Annotated in this window: 16 protein-coding genes; 11 read left to right on the top strand and 5 right to left on the bottom strand. The window is 34.4% G+C overall.

Annotated elements, in window-relative coordinates; genetic code table 11:
• Positions 1–45: 45 nt before the first annotated feature.
• The gene (locus tag Q0921_RS19660; protein WP_299259940.1) at positions 46–390 is read left to right on the top strand and encodes a DUF6515 family protein; all 345 of its coding nucleotides are present in this window, start codon (positions 46–48) and stop codon (positions 388–390) included.
• 95 nt (positions 391–485) lie between these two features.
• Here Q0921_RS19660 and Q0921_RS19655 read toward each other — a convergent pair whose 3' ends face one another.
• Positions 486–1,103 carry an SPOR domain-containing protein gene (locus Q0921_RS19655; RefSeq protein WP_299259938.1) on the bottom strand — a complete coding sequence of 206 codons (618 nt, stop codon included), beginning with the start codon at positions 1,101–1,103 and terminating at the stop codon, positions 486–488.
• A 418-nt stretch (positions 1,104–1,521) separates the two neighbouring features.
• Here Q0921_RS19655 and Q0921_RS19650 point away from each other — a divergent pair, with 418 nt between their 5' ends.
• The 3 genes from Q0921_RS19650 to Q0921_RS19640 all read left to right on the top strand — a co-directional run bounded on the left by Q0921_RS19650 (position 1,522) and on the right by Q0921_RS19640 (position 8,811).
• Positions 1,522–5,898: a T9SS type B sorting domain-containing protein gene (locus tag Q0921_RS19650; protein WP_299259936.1), complete on the top strand. Its 4,377-nt coding sequence runs from the start codon at positions 1,522–1,524 to the stop codon at positions 5,896–5,898.
• A gap of 35 nt (positions 5,899–5,933) precedes the next feature.
• Entirely contained in the window at positions 5,934–6,932 is a 999-nt protein-coding gene (locus Q0921_RS19645; protein ID WP_299259935.1) for a type IX secretion system membrane protein PorP/SprF, read from the top strand.
• 148 nt (positions 6,933–7,080) lie between these two features.
• A complete protein-coding gene (locus Q0921_RS19640) occupies positions 7,081–8,811 on the top strand; it encodes an alkaline phosphatase D family protein (protein ID WP_299259934.1) in 1,731 nt (576 codons plus the stop codon).
• A gap of 83 nt (positions 8,812–8,894) precedes the next feature.
• Here Q0921_RS19640 and lysS read toward each other — a convergent pair whose 3' ends face one another.
• Entirely contained in the window at positions 8,895–10,586 is a 1,692-nt protein-coding gene (gene lysS, locus Q0921_RS19635; RefSeq protein WP_299259933.1) for a lysine--tRNA ligase, read from the bottom strand.
• A gap of 720 nt (positions 10,587–11,306) precedes the next feature.
• Here lysS and Q0921_RS19630 point away from each other — a divergent pair.
• The 6 genes from Q0921_RS19630 (at position 11,307) to Q0921_RS19605 (ending at position 22,241) form a co-directional block, all read left to right on the top strand.
• Positions 11,307–12,332, top strand: coding sequence for a pyocin knob domain-containing protein (locus Q0921_RS19630; RefSeq protein ID WP_299259932.1), 1,026 nt, complete (start codon positions 11,307–11,309; stop codon positions 12,330–12,332).
• A gap of 2 nt (positions 12,333–12,334) precedes the next feature.
• On the top strand, positions 12,335–13,357 hold the full coding sequence (locus tag Q0921_RS19625; RefSeq protein ID WP_299259931.1) for a hypothetical protein: 1,023 nt from the start codon (positions 12,335–12,337) through the stop codon (positions 13,355–13,357).
• Positions 13,358–13,362: 5 nt separating this feature from the next.
• Positions 13,363–14,571, top strand: coding sequence for a hypothetical protein (locus tag Q0921_RS19620; protein ID WP_299259929.1), 1,209 nt, complete (start codon positions 13,363–13,365; stop codon positions 14,569–14,571).
• Between the two features lie 73 nt (positions 14,572–14,644).
• On the top strand, positions 14,645–17,929 hold the full coding sequence (locus tag Q0921_RS19615) for a hypothetical protein (RefSeq protein WP_299259927.1): 3,285 nt from the start codon (positions 14,645–14,647) through the stop codon (positions 17,927–17,929).
• A 7-nt stretch (positions 17,930–17,936) separates the two neighbouring features.
• Entirely contained in the window at positions 17,937–21,803 is a 3,867-nt protein-coding gene (locus Q0921_RS19610; protein WP_299259925.1) for a DUF6443 domain-containing protein, read from the top strand.
• Between the two features lie 3 nt (positions 21,804–21,806).
• Complete coding sequence (locus Q0921_RS19605) at positions 21,807–22,241, top strand: hypothetical protein (protein WP_299259923.1); 435 nt, start codon at positions 21,807–21,809, stop codon at positions 22,239–22,241.
• 96 nt (positions 22,242–22,337) lie between these two features.
• On the opposite strand, the gene Q0921_RS19600 is transcribed toward Q0921_RS19605, so the two are convergent.
• Positions 22,338–22,664 carry a helix-turn-helix transcriptional regulator gene (locus tag Q0921_RS19600; RefSeq protein ID WP_299259921.1) on the bottom strand — a complete coding sequence of 109 codons (327 nt, stop codon included), beginning with the start codon at positions 22,662–22,664 and terminating at the stop codon, positions 22,338–22,340.
• 341 nt (positions 22,665–23,005) lie between these two features.
• Between Q0921_RS19600 and Q0921_RS19595 the strand changes: the two genes are divergently transcribed.
• Positions 23,006–24,184 (top strand): hypothetical protein, encoded by a 1,179-nt coding sequence (locus Q0921_RS19595; protein WP_299259919.1) that lies wholly within the window; start codon positions 23,006–23,008, stop codon positions 24,182–24,184.
• Positions 24,185–24,585: 401 nt separating this feature from the next.
• Here Q0921_RS19595 and Q0921_RS19590 read toward each other — a convergent pair whose 3' ends face one another.
• Together Q0921_RS19590 and Q0921_RS19585 are read right to left on the bottom strand one after the other, a co-directional pair.
• Complete coding sequence (locus Q0921_RS19590) at positions 24,586–25,470, bottom strand: thioredoxin family protein (RefSeq protein WP_299259917.1); 885 nt, start codon at positions 25,468–25,470, stop codon at positions 24,586–24,588.
• Between the two features lie 129 nt (positions 25,471–25,599).
• Positions 25,600–26,091, bottom strand: coding sequence for a DUF1573 domain-containing protein (locus Q0921_RS19585; RefSeq protein WP_299259915.1), 492 nt, complete (start codon positions 26,089–26,091; stop codon positions 25,600–25,602).
• Between the last annotated feature and the right edge of the window lie 146 nt (positions 26,092–26,237).

The following is a 26,237-nucleotide window of genomic DNA, read 5'->3' as shown; positions in this document are numbered from 1 at the left end:
TGATAACAATAGTCATATTAACGAATAACAAAAAGGATAATTATTATGAAGGCATTATTGAGAACATTTGTATTTGGTATTTTATTGTCTACACTAACGGCGTCTTGTGCAACTGCAGTAAGAGTGCACCCAGTGAATCAGGTAGTAGTAGCTAAAGTGCATAAACCGAGGATTGTAGTTCATAATAATGTGAAGTATTACAGAAGTGGAGGAGTTTGGTATATAAAAAAGAATAGAAGATATGTGACCGTTATGGCACCTGTTGGTGCACGTATAAATGTATTACCTACAGGATATAAATCGGTTAAGGTAAAAGGAGTAAGATATTACAAGCACAAAGGAGTATACTACAAAAAATCCGGCAGGAGCTATGTAGTGGTAAACACATAATAAATTTTAGATTGAGTTGGTTAGTTTAGTTAAGAAAAATTCCTTTAGGTTTTTATAAAATAAAATCTCGAGGAATTTTTATTTAAGAACTGGTATTACCAAGCTTCTTCAATTTTTATACGTTTTCCACTTTGATAAGAAGCAATAAAAGCACCTCTAAAACCTAAACGAACTAATTCTCTGCGAAATTTTTTAGCCTCAGACAATGAAGCGAAATTACCAAGCGCATATTTATTAAAACTACCTGCTTTTATTTCTTTGAAATTCACAAACTTATCCGAGTATAACGATAAATCTTTTTCCTCAAAAGCTCCAATTTGTACTGCGTATATTAACTCGTCTTGCAACGATGCTTTCTCTTGTTCATTGTCCATTTCATTTTCCGAAGCATTGATCTCTTGATCCATCGATAAGTTCTTGATCGTTTCTTCTAGTTCTGTGATTTTATTCTTAAGCATTACAGACTGTTTATTAGACTCACTTTTAGAAATCATCCCGTCAGAGGTGTTAAATTTCATAAAATATACCGTTCCTGCAACTCCCAAAAGAGCAATAATTCCTAAAATAATGGTGGCAATTTTAAACTTTCTGGAATTTTCTTCCTCGTCTCTAAGTGCTTTAGTGTGAGTGTAATTGGAAACACGTTTTTCTTCTTTAGCTTCATCTATTTGAACTTGGAAATCCAATAGTTCGTCATCACTAATATAAGGCATGATTTGTGGTTTTAATATGTTCAAAGATAGGAGATTATTGCTTTATCCAAAAATTAAATTACTGATTAACCGTAATTGGATCGATGTGTTGATAATTTTTTATTGATTGTGATGTAGAAATAATCAATAAATTATGAAGTGAAAAAGGTGGAAACAAAATGAGTAATTTACCCTTTAAAACCAAACTATCCTGGTCATAATTAAATCTTTTGTAGGATTTTTTGTCAAAAAAATAAGTTAAAAGTCTATTAGTGGAATCATAACGATTTTTAGATACACTATGTCGAATATTTTTAAGACTCGAAAATATTATATTCAATAGTGCGTTATCTTCTTTTCGGTATTCTATTTTAACGATCCTCCCACCCTAATCGAAATAGAATACGGATTTTATTACCATACTCAAAACTTAACCATCGTGAGCACAAAGACATACTTAAGGGCGCAATTATTATTGATTTTTCTTCTATCTAATTTAATATATTCACAATCTAACCTTGTTTTAGAGGTTGATGGTGGCGGACCTACTTCAATATGTAGAGGTTCAAGGATCCAAATTAATGCTATTGCAAGTCCGCCAAATGATGCCTATCTATATGTATGGAGGAATGTAAATACGGGACAAGAATTAAAAAGAGAAACAGGAGATGATGGAACTTTCCTTGTTTTCGATGCATTACAGCAACCTGTTACGCTTGAAGTTCAGGTATCTGGTGGTGGTGGATTTGCACAAGAAAGAATCACAATACAAACAGAAGATCCAGGAAACCCAGGTCTCAACACAACAATATTTTTATGTGGTAGAACAGGTATTATTAATTTGTTCGATGAATTAGATGGGGGGCCAGACCCAGGAGGAACATGGGAAAATGGGATTGATACATACGATACTTCTGATCCAAATGGAGGGGCGTTTACGTATACAGTTGGAGGAAGTGGCTCTTGCCCGACTGTAAATGCAGTTATTACGGTTAGACCTTGTGAAGATAATGATACAGATAATGATGGTGTTTCAAACGTTGATGATGACGATGATGATAATGATGGGATTCCGGATATAATAGAAGATGGCTTTTGCACTGCCGCGACAATAACTCCTATTTTTGTTTTAGAGGAAGATTTCGGTTTTGGAGGCCCTACTAGGAGTCGATATGCCGAAGGTTTAGGTCTGACATATCAACCAGGTTTGCCACAAGATATAAGTAACGATGGAGAATATAATGTAGCGACTTCCACATATTTCAGAACAGCTGGTGGTTTTGATGCGACATTTTTGTCAACAGATCTTATTGGCGAAGAAGACGCCAATGGAGATATAGATGGTAGATATTTAGCTATAAATATGAAATCCAGTGTATTCGCTGATGCCCCTATTTTTGTAGCGGATAATTTACCAGTTACTCCAGGTATAGAATATACTTTTAGTATGTCTATTGCTAGTTTAAATAATAATATGGGAGAACGCCCCGCTAATTTAACAATAGAAGTAGTGGATCAAAACACAGGGGTCGCGATTTTTAGTGAAGATTCAGGAGAAATAGCAAATGGTACAGATGTTTGGAACTTAGTGGAAGATGTATTTACACCAGATCCTGGAGTTACGGTAGTAACCATAAGAGTAATTAATAGACAAAACATAGATGGTAATGGTAATGATATTGGGATTGATAATATTTTCCTTTCTACCACAGGTTGTGATTTCGATCGAGATGGAATACCTAACTCTCAGGATTTAGATGCTGACAATGATGGTATTTATGATATTGTAGAATCAGGAAATGCTGCTGCTGATGTAAATAGAGATGGACGTTTTGATGGAGCGATTAACACGGATGGAACGTCTACTACGATAGCACATAATGTAATCAATTCTGATAGTGACTCAAATCAAAATTTCCTTGATATTGATGCCGATGGTGACGGTATTATTGATAATATAGAGGGGCAGTCTACTGCTGGTTATGTTAGACCAAGCGGTATAGATGGAGATTTTAATGGAGTTGATGATAGTTATGATACAAATGGCTCTGCGATAACACCTGAAAATTCTAATACTACAGCAGCACCCGATTATATAGATACAAACTCGGATCCGGTAAGTGGTGATTGTTTGGATGATACTGTTGAGGGGTATGATGCTGATCAAGATGGAATCTCTGATATAATTGCTAGTGGAGCAGATGATGATGGTGATGGGTTGGATGATGCGTTTGATATCGTTGTACTGGATAGGGTGACCGTACAAACAAATGCAAATAACGCCGGAACAGTTCCTACCGATTTTCCAAATAATCATAACCCTTTGACAGAAGAAAGAGATTGGAGGGAAGAAATAGGAGATGTGGATATAGATCCACTTACTATTACAGTCTGTGATCCCTTGAATTTATTTGATGAATTACCAATGGGAACATTAACGACGGGAACTTGGAGTGTTCCTGCAACTGGTACTATTCTTACGGGAGGTCATTTAGGAACATTAGATCCTAGTGTAGCAGGTATCTTGGATGGAATATATATTTATACACTTCCGGTATTATCCGTAGGATGTCCACCTGTTAGATACCTAATAGACGTCACAATCGATGATACGTGTCAATGTCCAGATATAGAGGAGCCAGTAGCTCCTGCAACATCAGTAACAACTTGTATAGATGCAATGCCTTTGCCTTCTGTAACCGTTACACTTGCGTCGGGTCTAGAAGGACGTTGGTATTTAGCCGATGGAGTAACTCCTATAGCAAGAGCCCAAGATACCGACACTTTTACACCTTTAATAACTGAGTTGGTATTAGGAGATAACATATTTAGAGTAGAAGCTTATGAACCTGTAGGAATGTGTGCGAGTGATCTGGTAGATGTTATAATTACAGTAACGGCTTCGCCAGAAGCAGGAGAGCCTAACGATATGCCTCCAGTACCGGTTGCTTTATGTGAAGGAGATAACATGATTATAGACTTATTCGATGAATTAACAGGAGAAGATGCTGGAGGTGTTTGGACAGATCAAACGAATACAGTTATTCCAGGGGGTGCTATTTCTGCCAATGCAAATATTGAGGGAGACTACACATATACAGTCACAAGCAATGGATGTACAGATACAGCTGTAATAAATGTTACTATTAGCACAGTGCCCACTTTAACGTTTGGAGCTACAAACTGCGCTGCCGATAGAGCTACCTATGATGTATCCTTTACTACTAATGGGACTTGGGATATTTCAGTGGATCCCGTTAATGAAGGAACTGTTGATCTGGTGAATTCAATGATCACAGGAATTACAGATGGAGTAGATATTACAATAACAGCTACTAATCCAGCCAATACTTCTTGTGAAGAGACTCTGGTAGTTACGGCACCGGATTGTAATTGTCCAGATATTGTAGAACCTACAAATCCAAGTAACGAAAGTATATGTGTAGGTTCTGCAACACCAGTGTTATCGGTGGATGTATTGCCAGGTCAGACAGCAAACTGGTATGATGAAAATGGAAATCCATTAAGTGCGAATAGTACAACATTTACTCCTACAGATACAGCAGTGGGAGATTATATATATAATGTAGAAGCTTTTGATACTACAGAAAACTGTGCTAGTGACCGTATAGAGGTTTTATACCAAATTCTCGATATCCCAGATATAGATCCTTTAGATCCTATTTCCGCTTGTGAATCTTATGAATTACCAACATTGACAATCGGGAATTATTTTACAGAAATAAATGGAGCAGGAACTCAATTAAATTCTGGTGATATTATTGATGTAAGTCAGGTGATTTATGTCTATGCAGAAACAGGAACAACGCCAAATTGTTTTGATGAAGAAGTACTGGATATTACAATCAATTCATTACCTAATCCTGTGGCACCAGTAAATCCTGGAGATCGTTTTTGCGAAAGTTATACATTGCCAGCATTACAAAATGGGCAGAGCTATCATACCGCTTCTGGCGGTGGAGGAACGCAACTAAATGCAGGAGATAGTATACAAGAAAGTCAAACTGTTTTTCTAAGGGAAATCGACAGCAATAGTTGCGAAAATGAAGTGCAGTTTTTCGTAGAAATAACAAGTATTGAAGAATTAGAAATAGAAACAGGAACGATATGTTTAGGACCAACTACTGTAACTTCTTTTACAATCGATACAGAATTAAGTAACACAGATTTTTCATTTCAGTGGAGTTATGAAGGAACTGTGATTCCAGGAGCTACACAATCTCTTTATGATGCAACACAAGCAGGAGCATATACCGTTGTCTATACAGATGTAGTATCTACCTGTTCAGGAAGCTCAGAAGTTGCAATCACTGGCGTTAACGATCCAGAAAGTTTAGACCTTCGATTGTCTGCAGGATCATTTTCAGATAGTAGTGATATTATAGCTTCGGTTGTTGGAGATGGTGTTTATGAATATATACTCGACAATGGAAATCCTCAAGATAGTAATGTATTCACGAATGTGTCTCTTGGACTACATGAAGTTACGGCGTTAGATGTCAATGGATGTGGATCTATAACAGCGTCTATTTTTGTAGTTGGATTTCCTACGTTCTTTACCCCAAATAATGATGGATCCAATGATCAATGGGGAGTTGTTGGAAATGCAGATACTCCAGAGATGGATATCTATATTTTTGATAGATATGGAAGACTTCTTCAGCAATTAAATAAGGATACTAAATGGGATGGTATCTATGGAGGAAAACCGCTTCCAGCTACTGATTATTGGTTCTTAGCAGAATTCAAAGATGGATCAGCAACATATAGAAGACACTTTACACTAAAACGATAATGGAAGCAATCTTTTTCTATTTCAAAACAAGTAAGATGAAATTTACAAAAATAAGTCTAACAGCAATAATGATGTTGTTGTTTATAACATCAGGAAATGCTCAAGAAGGATTGTCTATATATTCAGATTATCTCACTGATAATTATTACCTATTACATCCATCCATGGCAGGAGCAGCTAACTGTTCTCAAGTTAGATTAACCGGTCGTAGAAACTGGGTTGGAGAAGAAGATAGTCCAGGGTTGTATACCGCGGCATATAATGGAAGAATTGGTGATTCTCAATCAGGAATTGGTGCGATTGTCTATAATGATAAAAATGGATTTTCTTCTCAAACAGGAGGGTATGTAACCTATGCGCATCATTTGATGTTTTCTAGAAGCGAAGTAGACTTAAATCAGCTATCATTTGGTTTAAGTGCAGGAGTTATTCAATACAGATTGGATCAAACCAGATTTGATCCGAATGATCCTCTAGTAGGACCTGGATCTATAAGTGAAAGTGAATTTAATATAGATGTCGGGTTTTCATACAATCTATATAACTTTTATACCCATGTTACGGTAAAGAATCTTTTAGAAAACTCTGGGGTTAATAATGATCTACAAGTAGTTAATAATTTAAGAAATTATTTAGTATCTGTTGGATATGTTTTTGACCGTCCAGGAAAAACTTTTTCATATGAACCATCTATATTGTATTCTCATAGAGATGGTGTACAGCAATCAAGTATTGACTTTAATATGAAGGTGTATAGTGATATGGAATTTGGAAAGCTATGGGGAGGATTATCCTACAGAAGAAGTTTTGACTCTATAGATTTTGTAGAAAATTCTGAAATACAAAGTCAGAGTCTAAATTATGTAACTCCTTTTGTTGGAGTTAATTTCGGGAAATACATGTTCGCATATACCTATTCATATCAATCTAATCCCATAACGTTTAATAATGGTGGTTTTCATCAAATAACATTAGGAATTGACTTTTCTTGTAGATCGAAAAAGTATGCGTGTTATTGTCCTTGGGTGGAATGATTTTCTTTTTGAGTTAATTTTTTAAAAGAGTATTATGTTATGATTAACTTTTTTAGATAATAGTAAAATAGTTTGATCTTTATTTAAAGAAGGGATAACATCGGGTTTATTGTGGTAAAATATTTTTGATGAAAAATAAATACACACAATGAACAGAAGAAATTTTTTTGAAAAATCCTTGTTAGTTGCAGGAGGCTTTATGATTGCTCCGATGTATATCAGTTGTAATAACGATGACGATATGGATGTAAGCATTCCAGATCTTAATACTGATAATTTCTTTGAAGGGCTAGCAAGTTTTGATCCTACGGATTCTAAAGTTATTATATGGACACGATTTACTCCTGATTCTGGTAACTCGAATATTACAATTAATTGGCAAATTGCTTCAGATCAAAATTTTGACCATGTAGTACGAAGCGGTGAGTTTGTAACAGGAGTTGATAGAGATTATACGGTTGCAATTGATGTTCAAGAATTACCTTCTAATAGTAAGTTTTATTATCGATTTTTTGAATTAGAAACTCAAACTACTTCTGTAATTGGCGAGACGATTACACTTCCTGCAATGGGTGACACGGTAGCTGATGTAAAGTTGGCCGTTTGTTCTTGTGCAAATTTTGCAGCTGGTTTATTTAATGTGTATGGAGCAATGGCTAATTCTGAGGCGGATGTAATAGTTCATTTAGGAGATTATATCTATGAGTATGGAGAAGGAGAGTATGGAACTAATGAGAATACTGTAGCCTTGGATAGAGTTCATACACCTGCAAATGAAATTATATCGCTTACAGATTATCGAGAGAGGTATAAGCAATATAGAAGTGATGCTCAACTACAATTAGCACATCAGAAAAAACCATTTATCTGTGTGTGGGATGACCACGAAGTTACCAATGATGCGTATAAAGATGGCGCAGAGAACCATCAAGATTCTGAAGGTTCTTATGAAACCAGAAAACAAACGGCAATACAAGTATATAGCGAATTTTTACCATTGCGATCGACAGATCCATCAAAGATCTACCGATCATTTAATTTTGGGAGTGTACTAAGTTTACATATGCTGGATACACGAATTATTGGTAGAGATAAACAGCTTTCTTATGATGATTTCTTTAGTCCAACTACAGGATTGGATGCTGTTGCTTTTCAGACAGCACTTCAGGATCCTAGTAGAGCTTTACTAGGATCAGAACAGCTAAGTTGGTTGTCTGGAGCAGTTTCGGCAAGTAGTGCTAATTGGCAAGTATTAGGCCAGCAAGTATTAATGGGTAAGATGTTTATGCCTGCAGAGCTTTTAATTTTAATAGGAAGGCTTGTGGCAGAAATAGGAGCGTTAGGAAGCGCAACTCCAGATACAGCTGCTGCTTTTCAAACAGTGTTAACAGAACTGACAACGATCAAGTCCAGACTTTTATCTGGGGATTCAACACTTACACCAGAGGAGATTGCAAGGGTACAAACAGTTATTCCTTATAACTTAGATGCTTGGGATGGTTATCTTATGGAGAGAGAACAGCTTTTTGCAATGTTGGGAGGAAAGAAAACAGTTTGTTTGGCTGGTGATACACATAATGCTTGGTATAGCGAGTTAAAAGATGCGAATGGTAAAGAAATAGGAGTGGAGTTCGCTACATCTTCGGTCTCGTCTCCTGGTTTTGAAGGATTTTTAGGAGTTGATGCAAATCAAGCAACTGGTTTTCAGGAAGCCTTGAAACTATTAATAGATGACTTACAATATATGGATGCTACACAAAGAGGGTTTTTACAAGTTACCTTTACACCAAATAGCAGTGAAGCACAATGGAATTTTATTAATACCATTGCTGCAGAAAATTATATCGTGACTACTGGGAAAACAGTTACGTATAGCTAAAAATGTTTTTGTTTATAAGTAAGCAGTAAAAACGCAACCTGAAAAAGGTTGCGTTTTTTAATTTCTGACTTCACTAAAAAAGTTTACTCAGTCACCTCTACAATCAGACTATCATCTGTTTTGGTAACTTTAGTAAGTCCAAGTTTAGAAAGACCTTTCATTCCTTTATCCCAAGCTTTATTACTTAAACCAGAAGCTGTTTTAAGGTCTGCTAAAGCCATGCTTTGTTCTTTTTTGATAACCTCAAAAATTGCTTTCTCATTATCATTCAATTCTACTGCCTTTTTTTCGGGTCTCATTTGTGGGAAGAATAATACTTCTTGTATCGATTGATTATTGGTTAGATACATAATCAATCGATCCATGCCAATTCCCATTCCAGAAGTTGGTGGCATACCATACTCTAAGGCTCTGATAAAGTCATCATCGATAAACATAGCCTCATCATCTCCTTTTTCACTTAATTTTAACTGCACTTCAAAACGTTCTCGCTGATCAATTGGATCATTAAGCTCAGAATATGCATTGGCAATCTCTTTACCACAAACCATTAGCTCAAAACGTTCTGTAAGTTCTGGGTTATCCCTATGTTCTTTACATAAAGGGCTCATCTCTTTTGGATAATCCGTAATAAAGGTGGGTTGTATATAGTTTCCTTCACATTTTTCTCCAAAAATCTCATCGATCAATTTTCCTTTACCCATGGTTTCATCCACATCGATACCCATTCCTTTTGCAGCTTCTCGAATTTCGTCTTCAGATTTACCAGTAATATCAAATCCTGTAAAATGTTTGATAGAATCAGTCATGGTTACACGAGCATATGGGGTTTTGAAGTTTATTTTATGTTCTCCAAAAGTAGCATCTGTAGTTTTATTTACCGCAATCGCACAATGTTCTACCAGATTTTCTGTAAACTCCATCATCCAGTTGTAGTCTTTATAAGCTACATAGATTTCCATAGCGGTAAACTCAGGATTGTGAGTTCTATCCATCCCTTCATTTCTGAAGTTTTTAGAAAACTCATACACTCCTTCAAAACCACCTACAATTAATCGCTTTAGATATAGCTCGTTAGCGATACGCATATATAACGGAATATCTAAGGAATTATGATGTGTTATAAAAGGACGCGCAGAGGCACCACCAGGAATTGGTTGTAGAATTGGTGTTTCTACTTCAAAATACCCTTTGGTATTAAAAAACTCACGCATCGCGTTAAAAAGCTTTGTTCTTTTTATAAATACATCTTTAACCTGTGGATTTACTATTAGATCTACATAACGCTGACGGTATCTCAATTCTGGATCCGTAAAAGCATCATGTACATTACCATCAACATCAGTTCTGGGTTGAGGTAAAGGTTTTAGTGTTTTACTTAATAAAGTAAAATCTTTTACCATTACTGTTTTTTCACCAACTTGAGTGGTAAAAAGTTCTCCTTCGACACCAATAAAGTCTCCTATGTCTAATAGTTTTTTATAAATCTCATTGTACTTGGTCTTTTCATCACCAGTACAGATTTCATCTCTATTAAAATATACCTGTATACGGCCATTAGAATCTTGCAACTCTGCAAAAGAAGCTTTCCCTTGTATACGTCTGGACATCAATCTCCCGGCTATGATTACCTTTTTTCCTTCTTCGTATTGCTGTTTGACATCCTCAGAAGTATGATCTACCGGAAATAAAGCCGCTGGATATGGATTAATACCTAAGTCACGTAAAGATTTTAGTTTCTCTCTTCTTACAAGTTCTTGTTCTGATAATTGCATAATGCTGCCGTTTTAAGCGTGCAAAGATACGAAGTATGCTATAATCTTTCAATTGATTTTTAGTATAGTTAGTGCAATCGCATGTAAGAATATCCTAACACACGACAAAAATTAATTTTCTATGAATTAGGGCGTCCTGGCGGGCTATCCAATACAATTCCTCGCACCTCTCCGCCACAGCGGATCGGGCTGCGGGATTTCCTTTACTATCCCTGACGCATATCTAACGTATAATCTGCGAAGGGTGAGGTTCTCGAACCCTGATATGAACCGGGCTTCGAGTGCCTCAGCCCTCAATTCTCGAACCCTGAACCTATCCGAACCCTGAGCGTAGTCGAAGGGTGAGCTGTCATACTGAGACATCCAATAAAAATTTTATCCAGTGATTAAACTAACATTTGTTGTATCTGTAGCTTCTACTTCCTCCTAAGAAGGAGGATCGAGGAGGATGTTTTTAAGCAAACACCTATCCCAACATTCCTTCAAGGGAAGGAGTTTTAAATATTGAAAATACAGCTATTTATAAAATATGTCAATGGTAACGTAGCCGAAGGGTGATAATACACAGCTAAAACGTAAACTTTCAAATTTTTTAAAAAAAATTGAATTTTGATAGTAACATAAGTAGACCTCATGACACTATCTATTATAAAACAGCATCTAATTGGAAATTTAGAAGCGTTTTACTACAATTTTTAATTATATCAATTTTTTATAAGTATGAGAAAGTCATTGTTATTTCTGTGTGTGTTAGTGTTAAGTATTAGTGTTTTTGGGCAAACAGCAGATTTAGGATATATAAATCCAAAACTAGGAAGTGGAAACCCTTATAGTTTTTTAAGATTTGGAACTCCATCAGATTATAAGGCAGGTTTTATGTGGAATAATACAAGTGTCGATTATGGTGATGGGAATGATTTTTCAATATTTACATATAATAATAGGGATCTTACTTTAAGAACAGGAACCGGTAATATAATAATGTTCCCGACATCAGGAGGTAATGTTGGTATTGGAACTACTTCTCCAGGTGCAAAATTAGATGTTAAAGGAACCATTAAAAGCGATAAGTTACTATTGGCAGATCCTAATGATACATCAGATTGGAATACGCTATGGCGAAGCGGTTTCTACCAAAGTTATAATGCCACTAATGTTCCTGAACCAAATCAATGGTTTTGGGGAATTAACATGAATCATAGTTCGAATAATCCTGATTATAAATATAACGGTCAAATTGTGGTAAAGAATAATTCTGTGCACCCAAAAATGTATTTCAGAAGTACCAATAAAGAAGGTAGCGGAACTTGGGCAAGAGTAGTTCATAGTATTGGAAATCAGTATATCGAAGGTGATTTGGGCATCGGCACCACCAACCCAGACGCCAAACTAGCCGTAAACGGAAACATCCACACCAAAGAAGTAAAAGTAGACTTAATCGGTTGGGCAGATTATGTGTTTAAAGAAGATTATAAGCTACCTACCCTAGAACAAGTAGAAGATCATATTATTAAAAATGGACACTTGATCAACATCCCATCTGCAACAGAAGTAGCAGAAAATGGCATCCAATTAGGTAAAATGAATGCCAAACTTTTGGAGAAAATCGAAGAACTGACTTTGTATACGATTGCGCAGGAGAAGAAGCTAAACACTCAACAAAAAGAAATAGAAGTCCTCAAAAAACAAAATACCAAGATCAATGACTTGGAACAAAAATTAAATACCCTTTTAAAAACGAAGTAATTATGATTGAAAAGATAATTAGAATTTCTATAGTAAGCTTTTTGTTTACATCGAGTATTATTGCGCAAAGTTTAGATACTGATGCACAGAATAATGGAGTAATGACCATTGGAAATGGTACTGGCACATTGATGCAATTTGCAGGAGCTCAGGAAGGAACGGATGATACCAATCAGGCGCAAGGTGGATTTGGTATTGTCACGGGCTCTAGTCAAATTTCTCCAGTTGTATGGATGTATGGAAATACGGAAAAAAATGCTTTTCAGGTTAAAAGAAAAGGATATGGGGCTACAGTACAAAGTGGAGCCACCTTATTTCAAGTAGGTGCAAATGGTAATGTAGGTATTGGAACAATAAATCCAAATTCAAAACTTCATATTGTAAATGGTAGCTCAGGTGGAACGGTGCATGGATATTCTGAATTAACTTTAGAAGATGATGATCACACAATGATGAACTTATTGTCACCTAATACTAAGATAGGCTATTATGGTTTCTCTGATACTGATGATGATTTTGTTGGAGGAATGCAATATTATCATAATACCGATAAGATGGAGTTCCGAGTAAATAATCATCAAGAAAGTGACATGGTTATAAATAAACTTGGAAATATTGGAATCGGCACAACTACCCCAGACGCCAAACTAGCCGTAAACGGAAACATCCACACCAAAGAAGTAAAAGTAGACTTAATCGGTTGGGCAGATTATGTGTTTAAAGAAGATTATAAGCTACCTACCCTGCAACAGGTAGAAGATCATATTATTAAAAATGGACACTTGATCAACATCCCATCTGCAACAGAAGTAGCAGAAAATGGCATCCAATTAGGTAAAATGAATGCCAAACTTTTGGAGAAAATCGAAGAACTGACTTTGTATACGATTGCGCAGGAGAAGAAGCTGAAGGAGCAGGAGAAAAAACTGATTAAACAAGAAGATCAGATAACAGCTCTAAAATCACAAAGTTTAAGAATTAATAAACTAGAAGAAAAATTAAATCAACTAATAAACAATAAATAAACAATATGAAAAATTTATTAATCATACTCTTAGTCGGTTTTGTGACAGGTATAGGCTTTGCACAGCAAACCCAATATAATGTAACTGCCGGTAACGGCAACGGATTGCGTTTCTGGAATAGTGATACTTACAAAATCCATATGGGTAACGCGGCCGAGAACAAATATGGTCCCGTAACTGATTATAGTATTAAAATGAATATGAGTAATAATGCTGGTAGAGGTTGGACTTGGGGAGTTGCTGGTGTTACTCCCGTGGCAGCATTGAATACTTTAGGAGATTTTCAAATAGCTAAAAGCCTACGTTTTGGCTTTGGTGGTGGATTTTATATGTCGGATAGTTCATGGATTAGGACCTATGGAGATAAAAATTTCTATCATAATACAGGAGTTATGAGAACAGATGGTATTTTTCAAGTCGGATCTAATGGAAGTCGATTTATAGTAAATACTGCAGGTAATGTTGGGATTGGTGTATCGACGCCAACTGCTGGAGCTAAATTACACGTTTCTGGGGGAGTTCAATTTAGAAAAACTACAATTGGATTGACTGTTTCTACTGCAGATAATGGGTGGTTAAGAGATGATTGGCTTACAGGACATCGTGGTCCTGCAAAGTGGAATCAAACCCTGAAAAAATGGGTGCGTCCAGAGGGGACCTATAATGATATAGGTGGGATTATTTACCAAGATGAAGGTACCTATTTTCTTAGAGAAAAACCTGGAACCAAATTAGAATATACTAATAGTGAACTTTTAGAAACCTCTTTTATGTTTGCAAATATGTTTAACGGTAATATTGGTATCGGCACCACAACTCCAGATGCCAAATTAGCCGTAAACGGTAATATCCATACCAAAGAAGTAAAAGTAGACCTAATCGGCTGGGCAGATTATGTGTTTAAAGAAGATTATAAGCTACCTACCCTGCAACAGGTAGAAGATCATATTGCTACCAAAGGTCATTTAATCAACATCCCATCAGCCACAGAAGTAGCTGAGAATGGTATCCAATTAGGAGCAATGAATGCGAAACTTTTAGAGAAAATTGAGGAACTGACGCTTTACGCAATTGCTCAGGAGAAAGAATTAAAACATTTTAAAAGTGAAACCAAATCATCTAAAGAAGTCATTGAAAATTTAAAAATAAAAAATATCAATTTAGAAGATAGATTATCAAAATTAGAAGCTCTGTTGACAACTTTAGAAAGGTAACTTATTTCTTATCTTTTAAAAAAGTGCTAAGTATTTCCATTCAATATTATTTCTTAACTAAACTGTTATATCAATGAAAAAATCATCTAGCCTATTAATTACATTAGCACTACTACTAATTAGTAGTCTATTATTTTCCCAAGATCCAAACGATATTCCCAAAATTTTTCCTGCTTCTCCCGAAGCGTCTAATTTAGGTCGATTCGGTGAAATACCAGTTAATTTATCAGTAGGAATGGCTAGCTTTTCTGTTCCCATATATACTATTGAAGAAGTTGGCTTTCAACTACCCGTTTCTGTGAATTATCAGCATAATGGTTTAGTTGTAGATCAAATACCTGGGCATTTAGGAATAGGATGGAATTTAAGTGCTGGGGGAATGATCACTAGACAAATGAAAGGACGTCCAGATGAAGATCCTGCTGGATATATAGGGAGTCAAATGACAGGAGAAAACATAGTAATCCCTTACATTAATAATCAATTAACTCCGCAAAGAAAAAGTTATGTTAATCAGCTAGCATCAGAAAACCTTATTGATTTACAACCTGATAGATTTATTGCAAATGTTGGAAACATGAGTGTTACCTTCTATTTTGATGAAAATAGAAAACCTGTAATAAAGCCCTATAAACCATATAAAATTGAACTTATAAATAATGATTTTTCATTTAATCAAGGTATAAAAATTACCGATGACAATGGTATTCAATATTTTTTCCAGGAAAAAGAAACCACCACTCGTACGCAACCTATTTCTTTAAATGAAATTGCGGGCTCAATGCATAATGGCTATACATCTGGTTGGAAATTATCCAAAGTAATATTGATTAATAATGAAGAGCTAACATTTAATTACGATGTTACTGTACATTATCAAAGTACAAAATCACAAAGTTTTAGACAATGGGTTTCTGGAGACTCAAATTGTTCGAGTAGCCCATTAACAACTTCAACACGTAATTATCAAATAACTTCTAAAATCATAAAGAACATTGTGTTTCCGAAAGGAAAAATAGAATTTGATAATACAATTATAACCCTTTCAGATAATAATAGTAATAAAAATAAGTATTTATCACATCTTGATAGAATACGTGTCCTTAACCAAAACAACAAAGTTATAAATACATATGATTTATATTTTGATAACCTTGATAAAACCAGAAAACTTTTAACTGAGGTTAGAATTAATAACGACAATAAGAATTTTTACAGTTTTGATTATTATACATCTCCTCCCGATGTCATACCTTTTTATGAGCAGGACTTTTGGGGCTATTATAACTCAAACCCTAATAATTTTTTAATTAACTCTTATAATACCTATGATGTATTTGGAGGCAGAAAACCAGACTTTGAGAAAACAAGAATGGGAGCTCTTAAAAAAATCACCTACCCTACAAAAGGCTCTTCAGAAATTGAATATCAGCTTAATTCGGTAGATGCTATTTCTAACCCTATTCCGTATACCTGTCAAAATGCTGAATTACAATTTGTTGGATCAAAAAATGTTAGTTTAAATTGGCAAGAACAAAATCAAGGTACCAATTATAAGACGGACAAATTGACTTTTACCGTAGAGGAAGGCCTTCAGCATATTTCAGTTAACTTGAATGTAAGAAAGATTGCCGATGATGGTGGCATATTGGGGAATTCTATACCAGGAATAGCGAGGGCTTCGTTAAGTAAGATTAATGGTTCTAATGTAGGTTGTGCTGATATTGAATGTTATAGCGGTCCTCCTGGTGACGGTAGCGGATGCGATACAGTATATCGTTCTATTGGTGGTCCAACACACTTTTCGCCAGGACAAAAAACATTAAACAGACGATATAAATTAAGACCAGGAACATATGAACTTAAAGTAGAAGTAGAAAATTTTGGCGTTGCCTATACAACTGGAGATATTATAATTGCATCTGCTTCCGTATCTAAGGAAGTAACATCTGCCGTAATAACAGAAACTGCCGGAATTAGAATTTCTAAAATTAAGAACTGTCCAAATAATAACAGTTCAGAATGTACAGAAAAGGAATTCATTTATGAAGATACAAATGGCAAGAGTTATGGTAAGTTATTTAGAAAACGTAACATTACGGAATATAGAATGTCTTCAGTAAATGGTGCGATAGGAAATGGCATTTGCAGTGCTGTTTATGATGTGTATTCTAGCAGTAGTAATGTGCCACTAGGATATTTTATGGGCTCACATATTTTTTATGATACGGTCGTTGAAAGAATTAAAGGGAATAGCAACAACTATTTAGGATATACTAAAAAAACATTCGTATGCAGTCCTGTAGAGCAAAGCTTAACGTTTCCTTTTTTGGATGTGGATAACAAAGAATTTAAAAATGGAAAACCATTAACAGAAGAAGTTTATAATAATTCGTCTTCAAATCCTATTTCTTCAAAAGAATACACCTATGACTTTGATGGTAATGGAACCTCTCTTACTGGAATAAATCAACGTGTCTATGCTCTTAGTATTGGTATTATTGCTGCCAATAATACTTCTGGTTCTAATGGATATACCAGTAACAGTACCGTCTTTGGAAATAATATAGATCGTGAATGGTTAACTACCGAAAAGAACACAGAATTTTTAAACAATTCTAACCTTATCAGTATTAAAAACTATGACTATATGAACCCTCAAGGGCATATAAAAGAAAAAGAAGTAATCGATAGTAGGAATGAATCCTATATAACTAGTTATGAATATCCTTATACATTAAATAGCGCTATAAATAATGATTTGATAATTAAAAACAGATTGGCTGCACCATTGGAGATAACGGTTACTAAAAGTGATTTTCAGTTATCTAAACAACAAACCACTTATCGTAACTGGAGCAATGATATTATAAGTACAGAATATATAAAATCTTCTAAAAATGAAGATGGATTAGAAGATCGAATCCAATACTATAGCTATGATGATTATGGTAATCCCTTAGAAGTTTCAAAAGCTGATAACACACATATAATATATATCTGGGGATATAATGACCAATATCCAATAGCAAAGATCGAGAATGCTTCTTATGCTAATATGTTAACAGTTACCAGAAACCTGATCAATCAAATAAAGTCTGCATCTGATAATGAAGATACGGATACAGAAGAAGATGATTTACGCGATATGTTTAATACATTAAGAGAAGATGGGTATTTTGTTCAAACTCCTATGATTACATCATACACCTATGACCCACTAATTGGTGTTACCAGTATGACCGATCCTCGAGGGTATACAATGATCTATCACTATGACGAGTTCAACCGTTTAAAATTCGTAAAAGATCAGGATGGTAATATTCTATCAGAAAACCAGTATAACTACAAAAACTAAGTAAAGGATGAAAAATAGTATAAAACATAGTATAAGAATCCTACTAGTTCTAGTAGGAATGACTACAACTGCCCAGGTAGCAGATACAGTTACCATAGAAGATGAAACTATCAATGCATCCAGTGATCCGGCATTACTGAATGTAAAGGCGGGTCAAGCGATCACTATTAAACCCACTACCTGGATACAACCCGGAACGGTTTTTACTGCTACAATTTCTGCTGATGCATATATTCCCAGTATCTTAGATACAGATGAAAATTATGTGTTTACAAGAACCTTTCAGGTGCCGATCACAGAATCACAATTGTTAAATCCATCAACTGGAATCAAAAACAATAGCGACGTCATCGAGGGTATTACCTATTTTGATGGGTTAGGTCGTGCTAAACAACAAATAGGGATCAAAGCCTCTCCTGACAAGAAAGACATCGTCACCCATATCGGCTATGATGAGTATGGGAGACAAGCGAAACAATACCTGCCTTTTGAGAGACAAAGCGGTGCGTTGGGAAGTTATAATGCTGTAAATATTACGGATGACATAAATAACTATTATCAAACTAAGTACGAGGATGACTTCATAGTAATGGCAGAAGCCGATGTCAATGCCTATTCCGAAAGTATTTTTGAACCATCACCTTTAAACCGTGTTTTGGAACAAGGAGCACCAGGAAAAGCCTGGAAAGCTAATGATGCTGTAGACACCGATCATACCATTAAATTTGATTGGACTACTAATGAAGCGGATGAGGTGGTGTATTTTAAGGTGAACTTTCATGAAAATAATACAGAACTCCCTATCTTGGTAAAAGACGGATTCTATGATCCCAACGAGCTTTATGTAACGATTACCAAAGATGAAAATTGGCAACCAAATCAAACACATACAGATGATCATACAACTAAAGAGTATAAAGACAAGTTAGGACGAGTGATCCTAAAAAGAACCTATGCTTCGGCAGACTCAGCAAACTCTGTGGTACACGATACCTATTATGTATATGATGATTTTGGGAACCTAACCTATGTAATCCCACCAAAAGTAGATGTTACGGACGATGTGTCTCCGGAAGAACTAGCAGAACTATGTTATCAATATATATATGATTACCGTAATCGATTAGTCGAAAAGAAAATCCCTGGTAAAGGATGGGAATATATTATATATAACAAATTAGACCAACCTATTCTTACTCAAGATGCTGTACAGCGACCACAGCGAGATTGGCTCTACACTAAGTACGATGCTTTTGGAAGAGCAGTGTTTACAGGAATTGAGAAATTTCCTTGGGATACTACTAGAGCAGGTTTACAAAACAATCTTGATAATGATAATTTACCTGAGTATGAATACAAAACAAATACAACTTCTATACTGGTAAATGGAATTAGATTATATTATAGTAATAACACATTTCCTGGTGGAGGAGATCTACTGACTATAAACTACTACGACAATTACACCTTTGATCATAATGCGACCAATCCAGGTACTTCTTTGGAACAAACTATCGATACCAATGTAAAAGGAGTAGCTACTGGATCCAAAGTACGCGTATTAGGTACCAGTTATTGGATTACCACTGTAACCTATTATGATCAAAAAGCAAGGCCAATCTATGTACATAGTACCAATGAATATCTTAATACAATAGATATTATAGAAAGTAAATTCGATTTTGCAGGCAAGGTGTTAGAAACCAAAACTACCCATATCAAAGATGTGAATACACCGATTGTAACCATAGATACGTTTACATACGATCATATGGGTAGATTGTTAGATCAAAAACAAACGATCAACAATCAAGCAGAAGAACAAATCGTAGCGAATAGCTATGATGAGTTAGGACAATTAGCTTCTAAAGAAGTAGGTGGCGGATTACAAGATGTTGATTATACCTACAATGTAAGAGGATGGTTAAAAGAAATTAATGATGTCGATAATATAGGTAATGATTTATTTTCTTTTAAGATTAATTATAATCAATTAGAAGGACGTTATGATGTATCTACATTATATAATGGAAATATCTCGCAAACCATATGGAAAACTGCTAATGATAATACTAAAAGATCCTATGCGTATGAATATGACGCTTTAAATAGGATAAAGGATAGTTATTTAAGGTTTAACGAATCTCTTACTGAGGCTTTTCGTAGATCTTATGATGTAAGAGATATAGAATATGATAAAAATGGTAATATAGCTACCCTTATAAGGTATGATCAGACAGGTACTGATAATGTGATGGACAACCTTACCTATGTATACGATGATGGTAATAAACTAAACAAAGTAACTGATAGTGGTAATAAGAACGAAGGTTTTATTGACGGAAATAATACAGATAATGATTATCTTTATGATGATAATGGAAATATGATAAAAGATAACAATAAAGAAATTTCTAGTATTACCTATAATCACTTAAACTTACCCGAAAGGATTGAGTTTGTATCTCGTATACCGACCCAACAGAAACGTATTGAGTATGTATATGATGCCACGGGAACTAAATTGAGAAAAGTAGTCACAAACTATCCATCTAGTAATACTACCGAATATGCAGGAAATTATATCTATGAAAGTAATTATTCCATAGGATTACCTCCGGGACCTAATAATTCTGATGAAAAAGTACTAAAGTTCTTTAACCATCCCGAAGGATATATAGAACCTATAAACCAGAATAATCTTAGCCAAGGATATCAGTATGTATATCAATATAAAGATCACTTAGGAAACATTAGACTGTCTTACTCCGATAAGGATAATGATGGTCATATAGATGTGCTTAGAAATGATGCAGATGTTGACGGAGATGGAGATCTGGCAATGGAAATACTACAAGAGAAGAATTATTATCCCTTTGGACTACAACATAAAGGATACAACAACACCATAGTTTCTGAGCATCCATACGGATATAACGGTAAGGAAGAACAGAATGAATTAGGTCTTGATTGGGTAGATTATGGTGCTAGAAATTATGATCCCACATTAGGTAGATGGATGAATCCTGATCCTGTTAGTGAGTTTTATTATGACCTTTCACCTTTCAACTACGGTGGTAATAACCCTCTTATTTATACAGACCCTAATGGTTTGTGGATTGTTAATATTGTTACGAATACAGATAAGCAAGGAAATACTAGTTATGCATTAAGTTTTACTGCTGAAGAAGGAGACAATTTAGAATCGTTAAGCACGCAGCTTGGAATAAGTGAAAAGGATATTTTAAGTGCACATTCTGAATTAGGAAATACGGCGATTAATGAAGGTGATTCTTTTGGATTAGGAAATTTAGAAGAAGTTAAAGCAATTAACGGAGCAATTAATGAAGTTGCTGGTAAACAAGATAGATGGAATTGTGCAAATTTTGCTTGTGGAAGTGATAAGACGATTAAAAGTCAATGGGATAATCCTAATAATAATAATATTGAAAATTTAGCATCAATTTTAAAGAATAATTATACTTCTGTATCAGAATCATCTTCTAAAATTGGGACGATTATTCATTATAGGTTAAATAGTGAGCCTAAAACTAAAAAGTACCTTATTTCTCAAATAAGAAAAAACTTGAAAGCACAAGGTAAATCAAAAGTTCAAATTGATGGAATAATAAATGATCCTAAATTACAAAAACATGTTGATAATATGTCAAAAGCGGTAGTTGCAGATGAGAGACACTTTTCTGTGGTTGTTCTTAAAAACAAATCAGGGACAGGTGTTCAAAACATTATTCAAAAGGCAGGTCAAAATCATTTTACTTTCAAGGTAGATGATGCTAAAAAAGCTGGAGATGCACTTCCGTATGCACCTACTCCTGTAGGTGGTACAAATAATCCTTATTATAATAAAAATTAATAAATGAAAAATATTATTTATATCTTAATAGTAGGTTCTTTTCTTTCTTTCTGTTGTGTAAAATCAAAAAACATTACTCAAAATTCTGATATGAAAGAGTTTAAGTGTTATTTTAAAGGTGATAAAAAGGATATTAATAATTTCCTTGGAAAAGATTCTATTAACGCTAATAACATAAGTTTACAGCTTTCCGCAAATCAATACTTGTTTTCAAATAAAGAAGAGCCTTTAATGATGTATATGTATGATAGCGAAAATAATGTATTAGAGACTTTTAAATTAAAAGAAATTTCTACTCAATTGAAAAATGATAGAAAGTATAAATTAAAAATAAAAGATTCTACTCAAAATGGCTTTACTTTGAATATAAAATCTGATAATAAAAGTTTTACAAAAATGACTAATGATGTCATCATAAAATGTATATTCAAGAAGTAGCCCAGCTCCGCAAAGTCTCCTGACTTAGGGTGATGATCAAAGAAGAATTATAAAAGTAAAGAACCAGTTACATTGACTTGTGGCTGGTTTTTTTGTTTAAGAATATGCTTTTTTAGCTTTAAAGTCACGTATATAAGCATCAATAATTTTAAAGAGTGCATTTTTATCCTCACTACCCATATCAATAATATCTTCAATACGTTTAGTGATATCTTTATCAAACACCGTAGTATCACTATCACCTACTAAATAATCAAGAGTAACATTAAGAGCATTAGCCAATCTTCTTGCAGTCTCAATAGATGGCTTCATCTCATTACGTTCATACTTCCCGACAATGTCCCGGATGGCGCTAGTATGAATGATCGCTAGCGCCCGAATCCTTTCGGGTGCCGTGTCTCGTCCTAAAAAAAGTTTATACATTTTCACACTTTTGTGTAAACCTATTTCAGGATAAGACAATAACGCTACATACAATAAACCTCTTACAGCTAAAGAGGGAAATATGAATGTTCGATTTGTATTGTTGATAACAAAAATAAGATTGTAAACTATTTTCTATATTTTTAACACTTTATTTTATTAAGGATCAGTACATTGTGTGATATAACACAAATTGAGTACAATTAGCGCTATGGGGATAGCATTATCGTAACTTTTATAAAGTATAATAACATTTGTTTATGATAATACCATAAACAAGAGGGCTTTATAGTATACATTAGTTTCGTTTACGTTGTATAAGATAAACAAAAAAGTAACCAATGACATTGCAAAAAAACCTTTTGGGGCTGGTTTTTTTCTTTTTTCTGAATTCAACATTTTCTCAACAAAAGCCATTAGCAATTGCTAATGAAACTCGATATGACTATGCTTTTGTAGAAACAGCCAGTGTATATCTAAATATAGCTACAGATGTAGCTAATGTGTCAACCATTTCTGAAGATCCAAAAAAACTGAAAGTCTATGATTTTCTGTCTGGTCGATCTATAACTACTTATGATGATACGTCAAATTTTATAGTAGAATCCTTACGGATAAACTCTAAAAATTCTGATTATGCGCCCAGTTTTTATAAAGGAGAACTCGTATTTGCTTCTTCTCGAAATAGAAAATCTCTGTCTGTCATACTTCAGGAAAATACTAATGAACCTTTTCTAGATTTATATACCACTAGCAAGAATATACCTAATAAAGGAATTTCGAGATTAAAAGGTGATGTGAATACGAAATTTCATGAATCTTCGGCAGCTTTTAGTCTGGATGGAAAAACGGTATACTTTACCAGAAATAATTATTCTAAAAGAAAATACAAAAGAAACGCAAAAGGCTGCGTGCTTTTAAAAATATACAAAGCGGATTATGATAATGGTAAATGGAAAAACGTAGAAGAATTACCATTTAATAGTGATGAGTACTCTACAGCACATCCTGCATTGTCACCTGATGGGAAATTCTTGTATTTTGCCAGTGATATGCCAGGCAGTTATGGTAAATCTGATATTTACGCAGTAGCAATAAACGAAGACGGTAGTTATGGAACTCCAGAAAACCTGGGAGGTTTAATAAACTCTGCAGGTAGAGAAACGTTTCCGTATGTAAGTGATAAAGGGACATTGTTTTTTGCGAGTGATGGGCACGTAGGTTTTGGAGGTTTGGATATTTTTATGGTTTTACCTGATGAACAAACAAACTGGGCAGTTTATAATATGGGAGCACCTATTAATAGCTCTCAAGATGATTTTACTTTTATCATCAGTGAAGAAAATAACATGGGATATTTTGCTAGTAATCGCGATGGTGGCAAAGGTGGTGATGATATATACGGATTTAAGCAACTTATTCCATTACAAAAATATCGTAATCCAATGCCAGAAATTAAACGAAAAATCAAAAGACATCTAGAGATGAAACCTGTAACGGAAGAAATCACTTCTTTTTAGAAAACGATCACAAACTTCCAAGTCTTTATGATTGGACTTTACTCAACAAAAAAATATAATGAGACCTGTCAGGTTTTTAAAACCTGACAGGTCTCATTTTTGTTAAAGGTATTTTGTTTCTATGTTACGTGGAAATTTGAAAATGTTATATTCAGTGGAGTCGAAGTTTTTATTATGTTGATTCTATATGTCTTCGACAGGCTCGGAGCTATATGTCTCATAATATATTGTAAAACATCTCTCTAAATCTTCTCGCCGAGGTGAGGGGATTTTACTCCCTTCCTTTTAAGGAAGGGTTGGGGACGGATGTAATACGTCAATTTGAATACGAAATAAAATTTTATTGGATATCTCAGATTGACATTAAGTTTTCATACTCTCTTATTAGAAATTAATATTTACTAAAGAGATTTTTTTAGCTGTTGTATTTTAATATTTATTTTCTCATTTTTTTGAAATTTTAAAGAATGCTCATAACTACTTATAGCATCAGATATGTTTTCTGTAGTTACCAATTTATTAGCTAAACTCACATAAGCGTCAGCTTCTTTAGGGAATAGTACTATATTAAATTTCAATATTTCTATAGCTTCTTTTTCTTTGCCAGCAAAAAACAAAACATTAGCATACGTGTTTAATTCATATAAACTTTTAGAAATAGTAGTGAATTCATTGACCAGGTTTTCAGAATTTTGGGATATGTAATCAGTTCCTAGTGTTTCAATGATCGTATTCATTTTAGTTACAGAAGCATAGTTTGGGGTGTAATTTCTGGATAGAATATCTTTAATATCTTCTTCGATGGTTGTTTTTGGAGATTCCACAATACGATTTACCTCTTTGCCATTTTTATAAAAAATAAAAGTAGGTACTCTATGAATGTTTAAACCTTCTTGTTCGCCTCCTACACTTTGCTTATAATGCTCTCGATCACCTTCTACTGCGATAGTAGTCAGTCTATTTAGTGGGAAATTAGTTTCACTTAATATTTTATAAAATTTTGGCACCTCTCTTTTACTATCTCCACACCAAGTACCCATAAAAATCTTGATTGTATACGCTTGCATGTTGGTTTTGATATCACTGATAATATTTTCTTTGGGCACGTAGGATTCATAATTTTTAGAAAACCATTCGTTATAAGGAACTGTGTTTAGTTTTTCGAAATTGATTTTTCCGGTAAGACTTGCGGTTCCTTTGGTATTAAAGATTTCTTGATTGAATGTCTGTGAAAATGTAGGAACAGTAATAATTAGAAAAATGAATGTTAGTAGTGTTTTTTTCATTGTTGTAGAATAATAGGATTAAGAATTTTTAGAAAGAAAACCTGTTTTAACCTAAGTGCTGTAAATGTTGAAACTGTATCATATTTATAACACTCAGGTTGGGTAAGTAGCAAAGTTTTTTTTAGAATTTTATTTGCTTATTGGAACTCCACTTGCGGCATTTTTAACCTTAGGAGTCACCATAGCTTTAATTTTTAGAATATGTTTTCCAGGAGCTGTATTGGTGGTGATGGTTACTTGCTTGTTTTGTACATTGGGCTTACCATTGGTGTTAAAAGCAACTTGCATTTCTTTAGTTTCACCAGGAGCGATAGGTTCTTTAGGCCAATCAGAAACTGTACAACCACAACTTCCTTTGGCATTCACAATTACCAGAGGCGCATTACCTGTATTGGTAAAAGAGAATGTGTGTTTTAGAATATCTCCTTCGGTAACGGTGCCAAAATCAAATTCAGTTTCTGTAAAAGTCATTATAGGAACTGCGATTTCGGTCGCCGAATTCTGATTAGCTTTCATTGCGATTGTTGTTGCAGCACTATTCTCTTTAGGTTGATGAGTACAAGAAATCATAAAACCTAAGGCTATCATAGATACTATTAAAAATGTGTTTGCTTTTTTCATGTCTTTAAAATGTTTTAGTTATTAATGATTTTGAATTTTGATTATGAACCAAAACTCGAGACATGTGAATAAAAAAACAATGAAAGTGAGGTGGAAAAAGGGACTAGACCCCCGATGGAAATTTATATTTGATTAGAAAAAAATAA

This window comes from uncultured Aquimarina sp. (assembly GCF_947496855.1).
Classification (GTDB): Bacteria; Bacteroidota; Bacteroidia; order Flavobacteriales; family Flavobacteriaceae; genus Aquimarina.
The sequence above is the reverse complement of the archived record's forward strand: the minus strand, read 5'-3'. Positions and strand labels throughout refer to the sequence as shown.

Coding starts and splice junctions, on each gene's coding strand:
- Q0921_RS19640 (WP_299259934.1), top strand. CDS start 7,081: ATGAACAGAAGAAATTTTTTTGAAAAATCCTTGTTAGTTGCAGGAGGC.
- Q0921_RS19605 (WP_299259923.1), top strand. CDS start 21,807: ATGAAAAATATTATTTATATCTTAATAGTAGGTTCTTTTCTTTCTTTC.
- Q0921_RS19660 (WP_299259940.1), top strand. CDS start 46: ATGAAGGCATTATTGAGAACATTTGTATTTGGTATTTTATTGTCTACA.
- Q0921_RS19595 (WP_299259919.1), top strand. CDS start 23,006: ATGACATTGCAAAAAAACCTTTTGGGGCTGGTTTTTTTCTTTTTTCTG.
- Q0921_RS19620 (WP_299259929.1), top strand. CDS start 13,363: ATGAAAAATTTATTAATCATACTCTTAGTCGGTTTTGTGACAGGTATA.
- Q0921_RS19610 (WP_299259925.1), top strand. CDS start 17,937: ATGAAAAATAGTATAAAACATAGTATAAGAATCCTACTAGTTCTAGTA.
- Q0921_RS19630 (WP_299259932.1), top strand. CDS start 11,307: ATGAGAAAGTCATTGTTATTTCTGTGTGTGTTAGTGTTAAGTATTAGT.
- Q0921_RS19625 (WP_299259931.1), top strand. CDS start 12,335: ATGATTGAAAAGATAATTAGAATTTCTATAGTAAGCTTTTTGTTTACA.
- Q0921_RS19600 (WP_299259921.1), bottom strand. CDS start 22,664: ATGTATAAACTTTTTTTAGGACGAGACACGGCACCCGAAAGGATTCGG.
- Q0921_RS19590 (WP_299259917.1), bottom strand. CDS start 25,470: ATGAAAAAAACACTACTAACATTCATTTTTCTAATTATTACTGTTCCT.
- Q0921_RS19645 (WP_299259935.1), top strand. CDS start 5,934: ATGAAATTTACAAAAATAAGTCTAACAGCAATAATGATGTTGTTGTTT.
- Q0921_RS19655 (WP_299259938.1), bottom strand. CDS start 1,103: ATGCCTTATATTAGTGATGACGAACTATTGGATTTCCAAGTTCAAATA.
- Q0921_RS19585 (WP_299259915.1), bottom strand. CDS start 26,091: ATGAAAAAAGCAAACACATTTTTAATAGTATCTATGATAGCCTTAGGT.
- lysS (WP_299259933.1), bottom strand. CDS start 10,586: ATGCAATTATCAGAACAAGAACTTGTAAGAAGAGAGAAACTAAAATCT.
- Q0921_RS19615 (WP_299259927.1), top strand. CDS start 14,645: ATGAAAAAATCATCTAGCCTATTAATTACATTAGCACTACTACTAATT.